This window comes from Anaerotruncus rubiinfantis (assembly GCF_900078395.1).
Lineage (GTDB): Bacteria > Bacillota > Clostridia > Oscillospirales > Ruminococcaceae > Anaerotruncus > Anaerotruncus rubiinfantis.
This window is the reverse complement of sequence record NZ_FKLA01000009.1, coordinates 1,902,574-1,919,721: the sequence shown is the minus strand read 5'-3', so window position 1 is coordinate 1,919,721 and position 17,148 is coordinate 1,902,574. Positions and strand designations below refer to the sequence as shown.

General features: G+C 54.1%; 21 protein-coding genes. 20 read left to right on the top strand and 1 reads right to left on the bottom strand.

Translation table 11 applies throughout. The features are described from left to right. The first annotated feature begins 20 nt into the window (after positions 1-20). The 15 genes from BN4275_RS14720 to BN4275_RS14650 all read left to right on the top strand — a co-directional run bounded on the left by BN4275_RS14720 (position 21) and on the right by BN4275_RS14650 (position 11,413). Positions 21-584: a YqeG family HAD IIIA-type phosphatase gene (locus tag BN4275_RS14720; protein ID WP_066459639.1), complete on the top strand. Its 564-nt coding sequence runs from the start codon at positions 21-23 to the stop codon at positions 582-584. Beyond that, positions 547-1,416 carry a TIM barrel protein gene (locus BN4275_RS14715; protein WP_066459638.1) on the top strand — a complete coding sequence of 290 codons (870 nt, stop codon included), beginning with the start codon at positions 547-549 and terminating at the stop codon, positions 1,414-1,416. Before BN4275_RS14720 ends, BN4275_RS14715 begins: the two co-directional genes overlap by 38 nt. Next, positions 1,413-1,844: a type II 3-dehydroquinate dehydratase gene (aroQ, locus tag BN4275_RS14710; protein WP_066459635.1), complete on the top strand. Its 432-nt coding sequence runs from the start codon at positions 1,413-1,415 to the stop codon at positions 1,842-1,844. The genes BN4275_RS14715 and aroQ overlap by 4 nt, the downstream gene beginning before the upstream one ends. A gap of 10 nt (positions 1,845-1,854) precedes the next feature. Then, a complete protein-coding gene (locus tag BN4275_RS14705; protein WP_066459633.1) occupies positions 1,855-2,931 on the top strand; it encodes a M24 family metallopeptidase in 1,077 nt (358 codons plus the stop codon). Between the two features lie 159 nt (positions 2,932-3,090). After that, positions 3,091-3,648, top strand: a complete 558-nt coding sequence (gene efp, locus BN4275_RS14700; RefSeq protein ID WP_066459631.1) for an elongation factor P — start codon at positions 3,091-3,093, stop codon at positions 3,646-3,648. Between the two features lie 46 nt (positions 3,649-3,694). Then, entirely contained in the window at positions 3,695-4,147 is a 453-nt protein-coding gene (locus BN4275_RS14695; protein WP_066459629.1) for a CD1247 N-terminal domain-containing protein, read from the top strand. 122 nt (positions 4,148-4,269) lie between these two features. Then, positions 4,270-5,334 carry an FAD:protein FMN transferase gene (locus BN4275_RS14690; RefSeq protein ID WP_066459628.1) on the top strand — a complete coding sequence of 355 codons (1,065 nt, stop codon included), beginning with the start codon at positions 4,270-4,272 and terminating at the stop codon, positions 5,332-5,334. Further along, the gene (locus BN4275_RS14685; RefSeq protein ID WP_066459627.1) at positions 5,331-5,834 is read left to right on the top strand and encodes a Gx transporter family protein; all 504 of its coding nucleotides are present in this window, start codon (positions 5,331-5,333) and stop codon (positions 5,832-5,834) included. Before BN4275_RS14690 ends, BN4275_RS14685 begins: the two co-directional genes overlap by 4 nt. 67 nt (positions 5,835-5,901) lie before the next feature. Beyond that, positions 5,902-7,212 (top strand): electron transport complex subunit RsxC, encoded by a 1,311-nt coding sequence (rsxC, locus tag BN4275_RS14680; protein WP_066459626.1) that lies wholly within the window; start codon positions 5,902-5,904, stop codon positions 7,210-7,212. A 74-nt stretch (positions 7,213-7,286) separates the two neighbouring features. Next, positions 7,287-8,213: an RnfABCDGE type electron transport complex subunit D gene (locus BN4275_RS14675; RefSeq protein ID WP_066460493.1), complete on the top strand. Its 927-nt coding sequence runs from the start codon at positions 7,287-7,289 to the stop codon at positions 8,211-8,213. 15 nt (positions 8,214-8,228) lie between these two features. Beyond that, the gene (locus BN4275_RS14670; RefSeq protein ID WP_066459624.1) at positions 8,229-8,750 is read left to right on the top strand and encodes an RnfABCDGE type electron transport complex subunit G; all 522 of its coding nucleotides are present in this window, start codon (positions 8,229-8,231) and stop codon (positions 8,748-8,750) included. Beyond that, positions 8,750-9,457: an electron transport complex subunit RsxE gene (gene rsxE / locus BN4275_RS14665; RefSeq protein WP_066459620.1), complete on the top strand. Its 708-nt coding sequence runs from the start codon at positions 8,750-8,752 to the stop codon at positions 9,455-9,457. The genes BN4275_RS14670 and rsxE overlap by 1 nt, the downstream gene beginning before the upstream one ends. Then, positions 9,454-10,047 carry an electron transport complex subunit RsxA gene (rsxA, locus tag BN4275_RS14660; protein ID WP_066459616.1) on the top strand — a complete coding sequence of 198 codons (594 nt, stop codon included), beginning with the start codon at positions 9,454-9,456 and terminating at the stop codon, positions 10,045-10,047. Before rsxE ends, rsxA begins: the two co-directional genes overlap by 4 nt. Positions 10,048-10,062: 15 nt before the next feature. Further along, positions 10,063-10,872, top strand: coding sequence for an RnfABCDGE type electron transport complex subunit B (locus tag BN4275_RS14655; RefSeq protein WP_066459615.1), 810 nt, complete (start codon positions 10,063-10,065; stop codon positions 10,870-10,872). 298 nt (positions 10,873-11,170) lie between these two features. Continuing rightward, positions 11,171-11,413, top strand: a complete 243-nt coding sequence (locus BN4275_RS14650; protein ID WP_066460490.1) for a helix-turn-helix domain-containing protein — start codon at positions 11,171-11,173, stop codon at positions 11,411-11,413. Between the two features lie 186 nt (positions 11,414-11,599). Here the strand turns inward: BN4275_RS14650 and BN4275_RS14645 are convergent, their stop codons facing one another. Continuing rightward, on the bottom strand, positions 11,600-12,565 hold the full coding sequence (locus BN4275_RS14645; protein WP_066459613.1) for an RluA family pseudouridine synthase: 966 nt from the start codon (positions 12,563-12,565) through the stop codon (positions 11,600-11,602). 142 nt (positions 12,566-12,707) lie between these two features. Between BN4275_RS14645 and pyrE the strand changes: the two genes are divergently transcribed. From pyrE to BN4275_RS14620, 5 genes are all read left to right on the top strand, one after another. Then, a complete protein-coding gene (gene pyrE / locus BN4275_RS14640) occupies positions 12,708-13,298 on the top strand; it encodes an orotate phosphoribosyltransferase (protein ID WP_066459610.1) in 591 nt (196 codons plus the stop codon). A gap of 38 nt (positions 13,299-13,336) precedes the next feature. After that, positions 13,337-14,023, top strand: coding sequence for a JAB domain-containing protein (locus BN4275_RS14635; protein WP_066459609.1), 687 nt, complete (start codon positions 13,337-13,339; stop codon positions 14,021-14,023). Between the two features lie 221 nt (positions 14,024-14,244). Beyond that, a complete protein-coding gene (locus BN4275_RS14630; RefSeq protein WP_066459607.1) occupies positions 14,245-15,030 on the top strand; it encodes a DeoR/GlpR family DNA-binding transcription regulator in 786 nt (261 codons plus the stop codon). A 226-nt stretch (positions 15,031-15,256) separates the two neighbouring features. Continuing rightward, entirely contained in the window at positions 15,257-16,492 is a 1,236-nt protein-coding gene (locus tag BN4275_RS14625) for a four-carbon acid sugar kinase family protein (protein WP_066459605.1), read from the top strand. Positions 16,493-16,505: 13 nt separating this feature from the next. Continuing rightward, complete coding sequence (locus BN4275_RS14620) at positions 16,506-17,108, top strand: class II aldolase/adducin family protein (RefSeq protein WP_066459603.1); 603 nt, start codon at positions 16,506-16,508, stop codon at positions 17,106-17,108. Positions 17,109-17,148 lie beyond the last annotated feature (40 nt).

Sequence of the window (17,148 nt, the reverse complement as noted above, 5' to 3'; positions counted from 1 at the left end):
TAGAGAAAAAGGGAGGACGTATGTCTGTTTTTCATCCCATTTTCAGGTTTCACAGGATTTATGAGATCCAGCCGGAGTGGCTGCGGGAATACGGTATTTCGGTGCTGCTGCTTGATGTGGACAATACGCTGACCACGCACGATAACCCGGATGTCCCGAATGAAGTGCGCAGCTGGATTGAAAGGATGCGGGCCGCGAAAATCCGGCTGATGATCCTCTCAAACAACAATCAAGAACGGGTGGAGCCGTTCGCCCAAAAGCTGGGGATCGGCTGCATCGCCAACGCCAAAAAGCCGCTTGGGGACGGCGTGCGTAGGACGCGCGAAGCGCTCGGCGTATCCAATGGGGAGATCGCCATCGTTGGCGACCAGATCTTCACCGACGTGCTCTGTGCGAATCTGGCGGGCGTGTGGTCGGTTCTGGTGGAACCGATGGAATTGGAATCCTTCCCGTTTTTCAAAGTAAAGCGTGCGTTGGAACGGGTCGTGCTGAAAGATTATCATGGTGATGACGCAGGGGCAAAAGCGGCCCGCGTCAGGAGGTTTTATGAAAAAAATAAGGTTCGGCCCGGCCGGGACGTCTGACAGCTTTACGGCGCAGGGCTTTAAAAAGAATATACAGGTGCCGGATTATCTCGTGGGTATGGGGCTTTCGGCGTTCGAATACCAGTGCGGCCGCGGTGTGCGCATCTCGCAGGAGGCGGCGCGGGAGTTTGGCGTGGTGGCGGCCGAAAAGGATATCCAGCTTTCGGTGCACGCGCCGTATTATATTTCGATGTCGAGTGTTGAGCCGGAAAAACGGGAGAAGAGTATCGACTACGTCCTGCAGTCGGCGCGCGCGGTGAACGCGCTGGGCGGTGACCGGATCGTGATTCACACCGGTTCCTGCGGCAAAATCAGCCGGGAGGAAGCGCTCGCGCTCGCCTCTGACACCTTTCGCAAATGTATCGCGGCGCTCGACGCGGAGGGGCTTTCGCACATCCATATGTGCCCGGAGACGATGGGCAAGGCAAACCAGCTCGGTACGCTCGAAGAGGTGCTCACGCTCTGCCGGCTCGACGACCGGATGCTGCCCTGCATCGATTTCGGGCACCTGAACGCCCGCACCTTCGGCGGGATGAACTCCCCGGAGGCGTTTTCTGCGGTCTTTGAAAAGATGGAAAACGCGATCGGAGCTGACCGGATGCGGACCTTTCATGCGCATTTCAGCAAAATCCAATACACCAACCCGGGCGGTGAGAAAATGCACTTGACTTTTGCGGACACGATTTTCGGGCCGGATTTTGAGCCGCTTGCGGAGCTGTTGGTTAAAAAAGACTGCACGCCGACCATCATCTGTGAGTCGGCCGGGACCCAGGCGGAGGATGCCGCAAAAATGAAGGAAATGTATATTTTGGCAGGGGGCAGGAAATTATGAAAAAGGTGCTGGTCATCCATGGGCCAAACCTCAATCTGGTGGGAATCCGTGAACCGGACCATTACGGGACCGAAGGCATCGCCGACATCAATGCGGAAATCCTTGTGCACGCAGAGGAGCTTGGCCTCGACTGCGAAATCTTCCAGTCGAACCACGAGGGCGCGATCATCGATAAGCTCCACGAGGCGCGTACCGCTTTTGACGGGGTGGTGCTCAACGCGGGCGCTTACACCCATTACAGCATTGCTATCCGTGACGCGATCGCCGCGATCAAAATCCCGGTGATCGAGGTTCACCTTTCGAACGTGCACGCGCGGGAGGAATTCCGGCATACTTCGGTTATCGCGCCGGTCTGCGCGGGCGGGATTTTCGGATTCGGGAAACACAGCTACCTGGTGGCGCTCGACGCGCTTGCCCGGATGAAATGAGGCGGGGAGAATGGAACAAAACGTACGGATCGCGTCGCTGGTATCCCGGATGACGGAAGAATTTGACGCGGTCCTCATCACGTCGGACGTCGACCGGCTTTATTTCACCGGTATGCAGTCCTCGGCGGGGACGCTGCTTGTGACGCGGGAGGCGGCCTATCTGGTGATCGATTTCCGGTATGTCGAGAAGGCGCGGCAGGTCGTGAAGGGCTGCGAAGTGATTTTGCAGGAACGGCTCTATGAGCAGCTTTTGGAACTCTGCAAAAAGCACAATGTCAAAAGCCTCGGCATTGAAAGCGAATACCTTACGGTATCCGACTATCTCGGTTATAATGAAAAGCTGCCGGATATCGGCTTTGTTATGAATGACAGCCTGAGCCGGATCATCCGCGAACTGCGGATGACCAAATCGCCGGAGGAAATCAAGCATATCAGGGCGGCGCAGGCGATCACGGACGCGGCGTTTTCCCACATCTGCGAATACATCCAGCCCGGGATGACCGACCGGCAGATCGCGGGCGAGCTGCTCGATTTCTGCTACCGGAATGGTTCCGAACGCCCTGCTTTTGACTTCATAGTTGTGTCAGGCGCGCATTCCTCGATGCCTCACGGCGTGCCGACCGGTAAGGTGGTGGAACCGGGGGATTTTATCACGATGGACTTCGGGTGCGTGGTGAACGGTTATTGCTCGGATATGACCCGGACGGTGGCCGTGGGACAGGTGAGCGATGAGCAGCGCAGGATTTACGAGATCGTTGGGGCTGCGCAGAAGGCCGCGATGTCCGCGGTGAAGCCGGGCGCCTCCTGCGCCGCTGTGGATGCCGCTGCGCGCGACCTGATTGCCGGGGCGGGCTATGGGGCATGCTTCGGACACAGCACCGGTCATTCGCTGGGGCTTGAAATCCACGAGCAGCCTGCCTTTGCGCCGCGTTCGCAGGCGTTTTGCGCGCCTGGTATGGTGATCACCGTCGAACCGGGCATCTATCTGGAAGGGCGGTTCGGCGTGCGCACCGAGAACATGGTGCTGGTCACGGAGGATGGCTATATGGATCTGACTGCGTCCGGAAGCGAACTGGTGGTTCTCTGAAAATGGAAAAACGGCTGGAAACTGCCAATTATCTACGAAAAGGGCTTGCAATATTTGTGGTTTTAATATAGAATTAGAGTGTTAATCTGAACGGTACAATTTTAACCTGCGTAATAACGTTGGAAGCAAAGATGTATCAGAACTTTTGGAGGTAAATATATGATTTCAGCAGGGGATTTCAGAAATGGCGTAACTTTTGAGATGGACGGCAACGTTGTCCAGATTATTGAGTTCCAGCACGTGAAACCCGGCAAAGGCGCTGCATTCGTGCGCACCAAGATCCGCAACGTGATCTCCGGCGCGGTGACTGAGAAAACCTTCAGCCCGACCGACAAATACCCGACCGCTTATGTCGAGCGCAAGGACATGCAGTACCTTTATCAGGACGGCGACCTTTACTATTTCATGGACAACGAGACCTACGAGAACATCCCCATCAATGCAAGCGTGCTCGGGGACAACTTTAAGTTTGTCAAGGAGAACATGGACTGCAAGGTTCTCTCCTACAAGGGAAATGTGTTTGGCGTTGAGCCGCCGTTCTTTGTGGAGCTGGAAGTCACCAAGACCGATCCGGGCTTCAAGGGCGACACCGCGACCAATGCAACCAAGCCCGCGATCCTCGAAACCGGCGCTGAGATCAAGGTTCCGCTGTTTATCGAGGAAGGCGACCGCATCAAGGTCGACACCCGTACCGGCGAATACATGGAGCGCGCATAACCACATTGGATTGAATAGAAATGGAAAGATAAGGGAGGCTATCAGGATGACCATTACCGAAAGAGCAGCATATATCAAAGGACTGGCAGAGGGCCTCGGAATCGACGATTCCACCAAGGAAGGCAAGATCATCAACGCGCTGATCGGCGCGATCGACGATATGGCGCTGACCATCGCGGACCTGGAAGCGGAAGTTGACGAACTTTCGGAGCAGGTCGACACCATCGACGAGGATCTCGGAACCCTGGAAGAGGAGTTCTATGAGCTTTCGGATGACGAGTGTGACTGCGACGAGTGCAGCTGTGACGATGAGGACGACGGGGATTACCTCGACGGGGACATCTATGAAGTCTGCTGCCCGACCTGCGGGGATATTGTCTGCATCGATTCCGATATGCTTGAGGAAGGACAGACCACCTGCCCGAACTGCGGGGAGCTTCTGGAGTTCGATCTCGAAGAAGATGCTGACGAAGAGGGAAACGACAAATGCGAAGAGTAATTGATTCAAAACTGAATCAGTTCTGGGACACCCCGCACTAAGCGGGGTGTTTTCCGTATCGTTAGAATTTTGTCAAAATGTTCAAAAAATACTGTCAATCCCTGTAGGAAAGGAACAATTCGTTGGCTCAAAAAAGAATATTTGTGATCCTTGCCGCTGCTTTGCTGCTTCTGCTTGCGGCGACCGGGGTCTGGAACGGGTACCGCGTCCGGCGGGATACGCCGGTGGTCGGAACCTCGTTCTTGATGGATACCTTTGTGGAATATAAATTATACGGCGAGAAGGCGCAGGAAGCAAAGGACGCGATCGAAGCAGCGTTGCGGGGGATCGAGGACACCATGTCGATGTACATAAAAGATTCCGAAATCAGCCGTCTCAATGAAAATGCCGGGAAAGAACCGGTGGCGGTCTCGGAGGACACCTATGCGCTGCTGGCGCGGTGTAAAGGTTTCGGGGAGCTTTCGGGCGGCCTTTTTGATGTGACGGTCGCCCCGCTTGCGGCCGAATGGGGCATCACTGGCCTGCATCCGAAGGTGCCCTCCGCCGGGAAGATTGAAGAACTGCTGAAGCTGGTCGGCTACAGTGAAATCCAGCTCGGCGCGGATGGAAAGGGCGGCTACACCGCGATGCTTTCCCGCGAAGGGCAGGCGGTTGACGTGGGCGGCGTTGCGAAAGGCTATGCCTGCGACGTAGCGCGCAGGGTCGCGCAGGATTATGGGATTACCTCCGGCTACATCTCGATTGGCGGGAACCTCATGGTCATCGGGGGAAAGCCGGACGGCGAACCGTTCCGGTTTGGCGTGCGCGATCCGCGCGGCCCGGAGAACCAGTTTCTCGCGGTGGTGAGCCTGCCTGACAGCACGATGGCAACCTCTGGCGACTACGAGCGCTTTTTCGAGCAGGACGGCGTTCGTTACCACCACATACTCGACCCGCGCACCGGTTATCCTGCTGAGAGCGACCTCATGTCGGTTTCGGTGGTGTCTCCGGACGGCGCCTACGCCGACTTTATGTCCACATACCTGTTCATCAGTGGACGGGATTTCGTATTGGAAAACCTGGATACGCTTGAATGCGGTATCATCGCGGTTGACCGAGATAAAAACATCTATGTTTCCGAAAGTCTGCGGGCACAATTTCAGCCCGCGGACAGTACCGGCGGATACCACTTTGAGGTGGCGTCATGAAATACCGGGCTTCACGGGTTGCGCTCCTCGGCTTGCTTTTCGCACTTTCGATGGTGCTGAGCTTTGTGGAATCCGGTTTTGCCGGGCTTATCCCGATCCCCGGCATTAAGCCTGGGCTTTCTAACATCGTGACAATGTACTGCTTATTCTGTCTTGGCAGGCGGGAGGCTTACACCCTCGCCCTGCTCAAGTCGTTTTTTGTGTTTTTGACGCGCGGCGCGGTCGGCGCCGCAATGAGTCTTGCCGGCGGACTGCTTTCGGTGTCGGTGATGCTGATTCTCCTGCTGTTTGGGGAGAAAAAGTTCAGCGATACCTTCCTGAGCGTCTGCGGAGGTGTATCCCACAATGTGGGGCAAATTTTGATGGCAATGCTTGTCCTTGGGAGCACGGCTGTGGTATACTATCTGCCGGTGCTGATGATTTCGGGGGTTGCAATGGGTGTGATCACCGGAATGCTGCTGCGGTATCTGATGCCGCATTTAAACAGATTCTTCTTCTGATTCCCGTTTTGGGCGTCGGAATTAGGGTGTCCTGGAAGGTCAATATTCTCAGAGGAGGAAATGGGAAATGAGTTTTTTGCAGAAGACCATGAAGGGTGCGAAAATCGGACACTTCAAGAATACGGAAAACTGCCCGAGCGCCGCGATGCCGATACCGCAGGAAGTCTGCATATCGATGTCGCAGCACATGGGCCCTCCGTGTAAGCCCGTCGTCGCAAAAGGCGATACCGTAAAGGTGGGAACGCTGATTGGGGATTCGGACGCGTTTTTGAGCGCGCCGGTCCATTCGAGCGTATCGGGTACCGTCAAGTCGATTGAGGAGATCGTCACCAATATGGGAGCGCGTACCCAGGTTGTCATCATCGAAAGCGATGGGGAACAGACCGTCGACGAAAATGTAAAGCCCCCAGTCATTGAGAACCATGCGGATTTTGTCAAAGCAATCCGGGCTTCCGGATTGGTGGGGCTTGGCGGCGCGGGATTCCCGTCGCACATCAAGCTGAATCCGAAAAATCTGTCCGAGGTCGATACGCTGGTGGTCAATGCCGCCGAGTGCGAGCCGTACATAACCAGCGACTACCGCACGATCATGGAACGTGCGGATGATGTGATGGCCGGAATCGCGGCTATCAAAAAATATGTGGGCATCACCCAGGTGAAGATCGCGGTGGAGAACAACAAGCCCCAGGCGATCGAGATGCTGCGCCGCATGACCGCGGACGACCCCAGCATCGAAGTGGCGAGCCTGCGGTCGATCTATCCGAAGGGCGCTGAAAAGGTTGCGATCTTTGAGACGACCGGCCGTGTGGTCAAAGAAGGCCAGCTTCCGAGCGACGCGGGCGTCATCGTCCACAACATCACCTCCACCGCTTTCATCGGCCAGTACCTGCGCACCGGCATGCCGCTTGTCACCAAATGCCTGACAGTCGACGGCGGCGCAATTATGGAAGCGAAGAACGTTATCGCTCCCATCGGCGCACATTTCGCCGATGTGGTAGCCTTCTGCGGTGGCTATAAAGGAACGCCTAAGAAGATGCTGATGGGCGGCCCGATGATGGGCATCGCGATCTTTGACGACGCCTATCCCGTCTTAAAAAACAACAATGCCCTGCTGGTTTTCGACGAATCCCAGACGGTCGTCGAACCCGAGCATCCGTGCATCCGCTGCGGCAGATGTGTGCAGGCCTGCCCGTATCATCTGATGCCGCGCCAGATCGAGCTTGCGTATGAGCGGGACGATCTTGACATGCTGAACAAGCTGAAGGTCATGCTTTGCATGGAATGCGGAAGCTGCTCCTATGTTTGCCCTGCGAAGAGAGGGCTTACCTTCTCGAACAAGATGGCAAAACAGAAGCTGCGCGCCGCGGCAAAAAAGTAGGATAGGAGGAAAACCAGTTGGCTACAACAAATGTAACGGAGAAAGAAACCCAGACGGTGGAAAATTCCAAATTGATGGTAACCCCATCGCCTCATATCAAAGATTCAATCAACACCCGTAAAATTATGCTGACTGTAGCGGCGGCTCTGGTGCCCTCGCTCATCGCGGCAATCTATTTCTTCGGTTTCCGGGCGCTCATTATGACGGCGGTTTGTGTGCTTTCCTGCATGCTGTTTGAGCTGCTCTTTACGATGATCACCAAGCGGGAAAGCACCATTGAGGACTGCAGCGCGGTCGTCACCGGCATGATCCTGGCGTTCAATGTCCCGGTGACCCTGCCGCTCTGGATGGCGATGTTCGGGTCGTTCATCGCGATCGTCGTGGTGAAATGCCTGTTCGGCGGCATCGGCTGCAACTTTGCAAACCCGGCCGCGACCGCTCGTATCTTTTTGCTTGTGTCCTTTGCAACGCGGATGACCGATTGGACCGCACCGCGCGGCGTGGATTCGATGGCAACCGCGACCCCGCTCGGCCTGATTGCAAGTGGTGAGACCGACAAACTGCCGAGTATCATGCAGATGCTCATTGGCCAGCGCGGCGGATCGCTTGGCGAGACCTGTGCAATCGCGCTCATCCTGGGCGGCGTGTTCCTCATCTATAAGGGCATCATCAGCTATGAGATTCCGGTTTCGGTCATCGCCAGCGTCTTTGTTTTTGCGCTGCTGTTTGGCGCGGACCCGGTCTATGCGGTCCTCTCGGGCGGCGTGATGATCGGCGCCTTCTTCATGGCGACCGACTATTCCACCAGCCCGGTTACCACCAAGGGCAAGGTCATTTTCGGCATTGGGATCGGTTTCATCACAATGGTGATCCGGACCTTCTGCTCGTATCCGGAAGGCATGTCCTTCGCGATCCTGCTCATGAACATCCTGGTCCCGCATATCGACCGGCTCACAATCACCAAACCGTTCGGCGCGATCTTTGCACCGAAGGCGAAGTAAGGGGAGGGTGAAAGCATGAAAGATTTACTGAAACCAATTATCGTGCTGACTGTCATCTGCATTGTAACGGCAGGGCTGCTCGGCGCGACCTACAATGTTACAAAACCGCTGATTGACAAGGCGGAGCTCGACGCAACCAACGCGGCGATGCGTGAGGTTATGCCGAGCGCGACCAATTTCACCGCGATCACTGATCTGCCGGATGTCACGGGCCTGGTGCAGGCCTCGAAGGACGACGGCGGCGCCGGATATGTCTTTAAAGTCGAATCGAAGGGCTTCGGCGGCGCGTATCCGGTCATGGTCGGCATCGGCGCCGATGGCAAAATCACCGGCGCAAAGCTGCTCGAAGGCAACTCGGAAACGCCGGGACTCGGTTCCAAAACAGGGAACGAGTCCTTCACCGGCCAATTTATCGGCAAAGACAGTTCGCTTTCCGGCGTCGAGACAATCACCGGCGCCACAATTTCCTCAAAGGCGTTTATCTCCGCGGTCGGCATCGCCTATGAAGCCTATGCGGCAGTTGGGGAGGGTGCATAATGAATAAGAAAAGCAATCTGGCCGTTCTCTTAAACGGCATCATCAAGGAAAACCCGGTTCTGGTCCTGATTCTCGGAACCTGCCCGACGCTGGCGGTCACCACGATGGCGATCAACGGCATCGGCATGGGCGTTGCGGCCACCGTGGTGCTGGTCGGTTCGAACATCGTCATTTCGCTGCTCAAGAACATCATCCCGGATAAGGTCCGCATTCCGTGCTACATCGTGGTCATTGCGACCTTCGTCACCATCGTGCAGTTTTTGGTCAAGGCCTATGCGCCCGCGCTCGACAGCGCGCTCGGCGTATTCCTGCCATTGATTGTGGTAAACTGCATCATCCTCGGCCGCGCCGAGATGTTCGCGAACAAAAACACCGTGCTCGCCTCCGCCTGCGACGGTATCGGCATGGGCATTGGCTTCACGCTGGCCCTGTTCGTCATGGGTTCGGTCCGTGAGATCCTCGGCAGTGGCACCTGGATGTCCGGCGCCGCGTGGCTCGGCATCCAGAACGGGATCACCCTCAACTGGAGCGACCCGATCATCGTATTTTTGCTTGCGCCTGGCGGTTTCCTGGTCTTTGGTTCGCTGATTGCGCTGGTCAACTACACGACCAAGGGCAAGGCGATCAAGAAGAAGGACTTCGGCTGTGCCGGCTGCCCGGCTGCCGCCGCATGCGGTGCTGCTCAGAAAGGGGGCTGTGACAAGTGAAAGAGTTTGCTATCATCATTGTCAGCGCAGTCCTGTTGAACAACTATGTTCTGTCACGGTTCCTCGGAATCTGCCCGTTCCTGGGCGTCAGCAAAAAGCTGGATTCCGCATTCGGCATGAGCGTCGCGGTCACCTTTGTCATGGCGATGGCGACCGCCGCCACCTGGCCGATTTACACCTATGTCCTGGTCCCGAATAATCTCGATTATCTGCAGACAATCGTCTTTATCCTGATCATCGCGGCGCTGGTTCAGTTCATCGAGATCGTGCTCAAAAAGTACATCCCGGCTCTGCATCGCGCGCTCGGCATCTATCTGCCGCTGATCACCACCAACTGCGCCGTGCTTGGCGTTACCATCCTGAACCTGGACGAAGGCTACAACTTCTCACAGTCGCTGGTCAACGCGGTGGGTTCCGGTCTTGGCTTCATGCTGGCGATGGTGCTCTTCTCCGGCGTGCGTTCCCGCGTGGATGCTTCCAAGAGCATCCCGAAGGCATTCCAGGGAATTCCGGTCACGCTGGTCGCGGCTTCAATTGTATCGGTCAGCTTCATGGGCTTCAGCGGAATCGTTGACGGCCTGTTCAAATAATGGGGGTGAGAGAGAATGATGCCAATTATTATTGTGGGCGGAATCGGCCTGGCAGCTTCGGTGCTTCTGGTCATCGCGGCTAAAGTCATGGCGGTTCCCGTCGACGAATTGTTTGAAGCGGTCCGTGCGGAACTTCCTGGCGCAAACTGCGGCGGCTGCGGCTATGCCGGTTGTGATGATTATGCGAAAGCGATTGTCCATGACGGCGTGAAAACGAATCTTTGCCCGGTGGGCGGCGAAGAGTGCGCGCAGAAGGTCAGCGCCGCGATGGGCGTTGCCTGCGAAGAGGTTGTTCCACAGTACGCGGTGGTACGTTGCTCCGGTAACTGTTATAAAACCGACAGCATTATGGACTATGAAGGAAAACAGTCCTGTGCGGCCTGCAACTACTTCTACCAGGGCAAGGGAAGCTGCTCGCACGGCTGCCTGGGCTACGGAGATTGTATTGAAGCGTGCAAATACGGCGCGATCTCGATCGTCGACGGCATCGCGGTGGTTGACAAAGCGGTCTGCGTGGGCTGCGGTATGTGCGCAAAAGCCTGCCCGAACCACCTGATTGCGATCATCCCGGCGACAAGCACGGTGTATGTGGGTTGCTCTTCCCACGACAAGGGCGCCTTCACCCGCAAGGTCTGCAAGACCGGCTGCATTGGCTGCAAAAAGTGCGAAAAGACCTGTGAAAGCGGCGCGATCACCGTCACCGACAATCTTGCGTCGATTGATCCGGCAAAGTGCACCAACTGCGGAAACTGCGTTTCCGCCTGCCCGACCGGCGCGATTGTCACCTGTGTTTCCAGGTGTGAAGCGATCGCAAAGGAAGCATAACTCCCAAAGCGTGAATCAAAAACGCCACGGCATTTTGCCGTGGCGTTTTTTGGCGTGTTCGGTCAGGTTTCACGCACTGCCAACTGATCCTCGCAGAATTCCTCCCAGAAGGTAGCATTTTCCCGGAAGAAGGAGGCTTGCAGTTGGCCGCCGAGCCGGATTCCGGCGAGCAGCGCGGTGCGCGCCCGTTGGTCGAGGATCTGGAAATTATTGAAATTTGAAAGTCAACTTAAAAGAGTTAAACTTTTTCATTTGGAAACGATAAGGTTGAATTAACTCAATTGAATTGGTGATGAAGATGGATATTGGAACAGCCGTAAAGGACAGGATTTTGGAGCTTTGCAAAGAGCGGAATATAACCGTAAATAAGCTGGGCACCATTTGTGGGGTTACACAGTCAACCTTGAACAACATCGTAAATGGGAGAAACAAAAGTACGACAGTCTCAACCATCAAGAAGGTTTGCGACGGCCTGGAAATTTCGATCAACGACTTTTTCGACAGCCCGCTTTTTGAGGGGTTGGAACAGGAGATCAAATGAAGGCCGGATGCAAATGCATCCGGCCTCATTCTTTTTTTCTTGAAAAAAGAATCAAAAAAACGCTTTGAGCAGGGCCTGCGGGCCCAAGCCACGGGGGCGCCGCCCCCATGACCCCTGCGATTTTTTGAAAAAAATCTAGTAAAACTTTAAATCCAATTATAAATCTTTTTAAATCAAGAAAAACTATTATTGGATTTTTCCGGCGTCAAAATCGTCCCGGAACCAGACCTGCTGCGCTTCAAAGGTTTTTCCGTCCAGATAGGCGAGAATTCCCGCGTCCGTCTTGAAACGGAAGGTGAGCTTATAGGAATAGAGCGCCTGAAACCGGTAGCCGGTGCCCTTGTTGTCGCGGCTGTGGCCGTATTTCGTGTCGCCCAGCAGCGGATGTCCGATTGACGCCAGATGTGCCCGGATCTGATGGGTGCGCCCGGTCAGTAAATCGACCTCCAGCAGCGAGAAACGACCGCGGTTTTCCAACACCCGGTAACGTGTCAGGATCGTGCGTCCGTCCGGCATGGGGTGGTCGTAGACAGTGACCATGTTGGTCTTTTCGTCCTTGACCAGGAAGCCCTTGAGCGTGTCAGCCGGCTTTTGCATCTGCCCATGCACAATGCAAAGATATTGCTTTTCAATCTCCCGCTCCTTGATCTTCTCATTCAGGATGCGAAGCGCGGCGGCGTTTTTGGCCGCGATCACAATCCCGCCGGTATTGCGGTCAATCCGATTGCACAGGGAAGGAACGAAGCTCTGTTCCAGATCAGGATCGTATTCGCCCTTCTCATAAAGATAATGCAGGATGCGGTTGATCAGCGTATCGATTTGGTGCTGATCGTCCTCATGGACAATCAGACCGGGCTTTTTGTCTGCGAGCAGGATGTTTTCGTCCTCATAGATCACCGTCAAGGAAGTGGGTGCGAACAGGAAGAGCCGATCCTCTTTCTGTGGGACGAAAAACTCATCGTTGATGTAAAGTTGCAATGTATCCCCGGCGGCAAGACGGGTGGAGATTTCACAGCGTTTGCCATTGAGCTTGATTCGCTTCAGGCGGATGTATTTATAGAGCAGCGCCTGCGGGAGCAGGGGGACGGCCTTGGTGAGAAACTTGTCCAAACGCTGCCCAGCGTCATTTTGCTTGATTAGAAATTCTTTCATAATATCCTCCATCGGCATCTTGGCTGAAAATAATTATAACACAGGAGTGGATATTTCAATAGAGACTATTTGCAAATAAGGCGGATTTTGGTATAATAATTTGGAATCCATCGATTATTGCAACAGAGAGGAAGTTGAAAGCGTGATCACACGGGAACGGGTAGAAGCAATTCTGAAGGAATCCGGCGTACTTTTGGAGGGACATTTTTTGCTGACCTCAGGACGGCATTCCAACAAATATATGCAGTGTGCGAAGATTTTCCGACACACAAAATACAGTGAGGAACTCTGTGCGGCGCTGGCTGAACTGTACAAAGATGAAAAGATCGACGTGGTCATTGGGCCTGCAATGGGCGCCGTCCAGATGGCTTATGAAGTCAGCCGCCACGTTGGCTGTGAAAACTTCTTTACCGAGCGTGTTGACGGCAAAATGGAGCTGCGCCGCGGCTTTGCAATCACGCCTGGCATGCGTTGCCTGATTGTGGAGGACGTTGTCACCACGGGCGGTTCGGTCAAAGAGGTGATCGAGCTGGTCAAGGCGGCGGGCGGCGTTGTGGTTGGTGTTGGTTCAATCGTGGACCGCAGCAACGGGCAGGTCGATTTTGGCGTACCGTTCAAAGCGGTCTATCCGACTGAAGTCGTTTCCTGGGAGGCGGACGAATGCCCGCTTTGCAGGGAAGGAAAGCTTCCGGCTGTGAAACCCGGCAGCAGGAAAGCCCCGGGGGCGAAATAAACAGCCTGACAAAATGAACGGACAACGGTGGTGAGCGGATGCCTGGCTTGCATGACGGACACAGACAACGGCTAAAAGACCGGTTCCTGCGGGACAGTTTGGATAATTTTGAGCCGCATAACGTGCTGGAGCTTCTGCTTTTTTATGCGATCCCGCAGCGGGATACAAATGAACTGGCACACCGGTTGATCCGTGAATTCGGTTCGCTTTCCGGTGTGTTCAATGCGGACTTTGGCGATCTTTGCAAAGTGAAGGGGATCAGCGCCAACACCGCGACGCTTCTCAAGTTGATTCCGGATCTTTCCAGAAGATATCTTGACGATTTCGATCAGAAAGGTCTTGTGCTCACCAGTATAGAAGCGATCGGGACGTTTTTACAGCCAAAATTTGTCGGCCGCACGAAGGAGCAGATTTTTTTGCTTTGCCTCGATAGCAAGGGAAGCGTGGTTTATGCCGACTTTGTGATTGAGGGCAGCATCAATTCCGCGCCGATGTATACCCGCAACATTCTGGAGATTGCGATGCGTACCCAGGCGGTTTCGGTGATTCTGGCGCACAACCATCCAAATGGGATTGCTGTTCCGTCAAATGCGGATATGGCCTCGACCAAGGCGGTATATGATGCGCTGGCAGTGGCGAAAATCCGGTTGCTCGACCACTTTATTTTTGCAGGTTCGGATTATGTTTCCCTGCGAGATTCCGGATATTTTTCCTTTGAAGGATGAAGGTCCTCCGCGTTTGACACGCGGAGGATTTTTTCCATCTCTTTTTCCAACCGATTTCGCATTTGCGGATGTGGACATAATGGGGTATAATAGCTGCGAAGCTTGGCGGTGAGAAATGAGCATTTAAAACAAAAGAAGTTATTCAAAAAAGATGTTGTTTCTGTATTCATTTTCCGTTATAATATCAATCAAACAATAAATAGTGGGATGAAGGCGCAAAAATGAACAACAAGAATATCCGGATGCAAAAGATCATCGAGCTGCTCGACGAGAATAAAACAATGTCGGTGAAAGAACTGGCCGAGACCTTTGAGGTTTCGGAGATGACGATTCGGCGCGATCTGGAACAGCTTCGAAAAAACAATGCGGTTGAGCGCAGCTATGGCCGCGCGACGCTGCAAAACTATAAGAAGGTTCAGATTGAAAGCGGCGGATTTTACGACATCGCTTATGAACAGATCCGCAACTTGAAGGAGAAGGAAAGTATCGCGCGGTATGCCGCATCGCTTGTCGATCCGCACGATATTCTGATTGTGGACAGCGGCACAACAAACACACAGCTCGCAAAGCATCTGGTCGACAAGGAAAAGATCACGGTTCTTTGCTATAATTTTAATATTCTTAATGAGCTGCGCCGCGCCAGCGATATAAATTTGATCTTTGCGGGAGGGTATTACCATCCGGAGGACCAGATGTTTACCTCCAAGGAAAATGTCGAGTTCATCCGTAGTATCCGCGCAAATAAGATGTTTTTGTCCGCATCCGGATTTCATGAAACGCTGGGGGTCACCTGTATCCATTCACACGAGGTGGACAACAAGCGCGCCGCAATTGCATCTTCGGCGGTGTGCATCCTGCTGATGGATTCGAGTAAGTTCGGCAAGGTGCAGGCGTCGTTCATTGCATCGCTTGATGAAATCGATGCAATTGTCACCGATGCAGGCATTCCACAGGAATGGCGGCGAATGCTGGAAGAAAAAGGAATTGAATTGCATATCGCACGGTAATTTGTCTTTATATAAATGTTTGATCGAACTATAAACGTGTTGAAAATATAGGGAAGCAATAAAATTAAAGATTGATAATTGTGAAAACGGCCAATTCGGCCGTTTTTTTATTGACCAAAAGCAGTGTTAATGTTATTATTAAATCAAACAATGAACAGTGATTATAAAAATATGTTTATTCGAACATTTTTTCATATTTTTCAGGACACTTGGGGGAAAGACGAATATGGTTTACCTGACAATGATAACCGACGATCTGAGCGGTGCTGCTGACTCCGGCAGTTACTATACGGAACGCGGTCAGGAGCTCACGATCTTCACAAACGCAGAGGAAGAGATTGCGCGGAGGGGTGGGGAAATCGTCGCGGTCAACCTTTCTTCGCGAAACACAGACGGCGCGGTCGCCAAAGAACGGCACTATTCTGTCTGTGAGAAAATCCAGAGGCTTGGTCCACAGATGTTCATGAAAAAGATTGGAACCGGATTCCGCGGGAACGATGCCTACGAGCTGGAAGGGCTTTTGGAGGCGATGCCCGATTACCGCTGCTTCATTGTGGACAATGCCCCGGATCTCGGTACATTCACGCTGTACGGCAACCAGTACTGCGAAGGCGAGATCCTGCACAAATCCCTCTACGCAAAAGATCCTGTGATGCCGCCCACCAAATCCTATATTCCCGAAATCCTCGAAGAGCACACGCGCTTTTCGGTCGGGCTGGTGGATATCGACGCGCTCAAGGGAGGCATGCTCGCGCAAAAGACCGCGGAACAGGTTGCGGCGGATCATCGCATCATTGTTTTTGACGCGGTCACCCGGGAGGATACTTTAAATATCCTGCAAACGCTGGTGCCGCTTTATCCGCAGGTGTTCTGGACCGGCTCACTGGGGCTGGCGGATGGGCTTGCAACCTATCTGTACGGCGCTCCCCAGCCGCATGTTTTTCAAAAACGGCGGGTAAAAAGCCTCTGCTTTTGTGCCTCGGCATACGATATGGCCCAAAAACAGGTGACCAAATCCCACGAGAATGGGCTGCTTATTTCCGAACTGAACATAGATGCCCTGCTCGACGGGGACGAAACGGCTAAGGACCGGGCAGTTGCCGATTGTCTTGCAAAAAACCGGCAGGGCAGCGTCATCTTCATACCGCGTGTGGAACAGTATTCCTACAAACCCGGCGTCAGCAAAAAGATTATGGAATACATGGGCGAATGCGCGGAAAGGATCTGTGCGAACGCTGTGTTTGACCGCGTCGCGGTCATCGGCGGCGAAACCGCGCAGTCGATCTTTGCGCGTCTCAAGGTCGGCCGGATGCGGCTGACTGGAAAGCTGGAACCGGGCGTTGCCGAGGGGGAAATCCTTGATGGGACACTCGCAGGGAAAGAATTTGCAATAAAGGGCGGCAGCGTCGGAAGTATCGATTCACTTGAAAAGATGCTTTGCAATTGGGAGCCGCAGGAATAGGAGAGGTTTGCTTATGTGGGAGTTTGAATTGGACTATCCCAGACAATTGAAAGAAGTGTGCGAATATTCCAGGCTGGTTTATGAGCGCGGACTTGTTTCTGCCGAAGGCGGCAATATCAGCGCCCGGTGCGGCGAAAACTTTTTGATCACCGGCACCAATGTCGCGCTTCGGTCGGCCGATCGGGAAGGGGTGGTGTTTTGTGGGCCGGACGGCAGCCCGCTCGCGGGCCGGGAAGGGCTGCGGCCCTCAAAAGAGACCCCGTTTCACAAAAGTGTCTACCGTTATCGACCGGAGGTCAACTTTATTATCCATGCCCATCCAAGCAGCAGTGTCGCATTTACCCTGCTCAATAAGGAACTGCCGATGCTCACCGATTCGGCACAGATGAAGCTTGTGCGGGTTCCGACCATTCCGGAAGCCTGGCCAGGGACCCCGGAGCTGGCTGCAAACGTCGAAAAAGCGGTTCGCGAAAATCCGGACACCTTTGCCTTTTTGATGAAAGCGCATGGCGTACTGGTTCTGGGCAGGGAAGCGGAAGAATGTTTTTGTCTGCTGGAGCTCTTGGAGGACACGTCAAAAATCGCGCTTTGGGTGGAGGCTGCCCGCCGTAATTAAAGTCTGTATATGTGACGGCGGAAAATCCCGCCGTCTGACA

Excerpts from the sequence above, each read along its gene's own strand:
- BN4275_RS14720 (WP_066459639.1), top strand. The coding sequence starts at position 21 with ATGTCTGTTTTTCATCCCATTTTCAGGTTTCACAGGATTTATGAGATC.
- BN4275_RS14715 (WP_066459638.1), top strand. The coding sequence starts at position 547 with ATGAAAAAAATAAGGTTCGGCCCGGCCGGGACGTCTGACAGCTTTACG.
- aroQ (WP_066459635.1), top strand. The coding sequence starts at position 1,413 with ATGAAAAAGGTGCTGGTCATCCATGGGCCAAACCTCAATCTGGTGGGA.
- BN4275_RS14705 (WP_066459633.1), top strand. The coding sequence starts at position 1,855 with ATGGAACAAAACGTACGGATCGCGTCGCTGGTATCCCGGATGACGGAA.
- efp (WP_066459631.1), top strand. The coding sequence starts at position 3,091 with ATGATTTCAGCAGGGGATTTCAGAAATGGCGTAACTTTTGAGATGGAC.
- BN4275_RS14695 (WP_066459629.1), top strand. The coding sequence starts at position 3,695 with ATGACCATTACCGAAAGAGCAGCATATATCAAAGGACTGGCAGAGGGC.
- BN4275_RS14685 (WP_066459627.1), top strand. The coding sequence starts at position 5,331 with ATGAAATACCGGGCTTCACGGGTTGCGCTCCTCGGCTTGCTTTTCGCA.
- rsxC (WP_066459626.1), top strand. The coding sequence starts at position 5,902 with ATGAGTTTTTTGCAGAAGACCATGAAGGGTGCGAAAATCGGACACTTC.
- BN4275_RS14675 (WP_066460493.1), top strand. The coding sequence starts at position 7,287 with ATGGTAACCCCATCGCCTCATATCAAAGATTCAATCAACACCCGTAAA.
- BN4275_RS14670 (WP_066459624.1), top strand. The coding sequence starts at position 8,229 with ATGAAAGATTTACTGAAACCAATTATCGTGCTGACTGTCATCTGCATT.
- rsxE (WP_066459620.1), top strand. The coding sequence starts at position 8,750 with ATGAATAAGAAAAGCAATCTGGCCGTTCTCTTAAACGGCATCATCAAG.
- BN4275_RS14655 (WP_066459615.1), top strand. The coding sequence starts at position 10,063 with ATGATGCCAATTATTATTGTGGGCGGAATCGGCCTGGCAGCTTCGGTG.
- BN4275_RS14650 (WP_066460490.1), top strand. The coding sequence starts at position 11,171 with ATGGATATTGGAACAGCCGTAAAGGACAGGATTTTGGAGCTTTGCAAA.
- BN4275_RS14645 (WP_066459613.1), bottom strand. The coding sequence starts at position 12,565 with ATGAAAGAATTTCTAATCAAGCAAAATGACGCTGGGCAGCGTTTGGAC.
- BN4275_RS14635 (WP_066459609.1), top strand. The coding sequence starts at position 13,337 with ATGCCTGGCTTGCATGACGGACACAGACAACGGCTAAAAGACCGGTTC.
- BN4275_RS14630 (WP_066459607.1), top strand. The coding sequence starts at position 14,245 with ATGAACAACAAGAATATCCGGATGCAAAAGATCATCGAGCTGCTCGAC.
- BN4275_RS14625 (WP_066459605.1), top strand. The coding sequence starts at position 15,257 with ATGGTTTACCTGACAATGATAACCGACGATCTGAGCGGTGCTGCTGAC.
- BN4275_RS14620 (WP_066459603.1), top strand. The coding sequence starts at position 16,506 with ATGTGGGAGTTTGAATTGGACTATCCCAGACAATTGAAAGAAGTGTGC.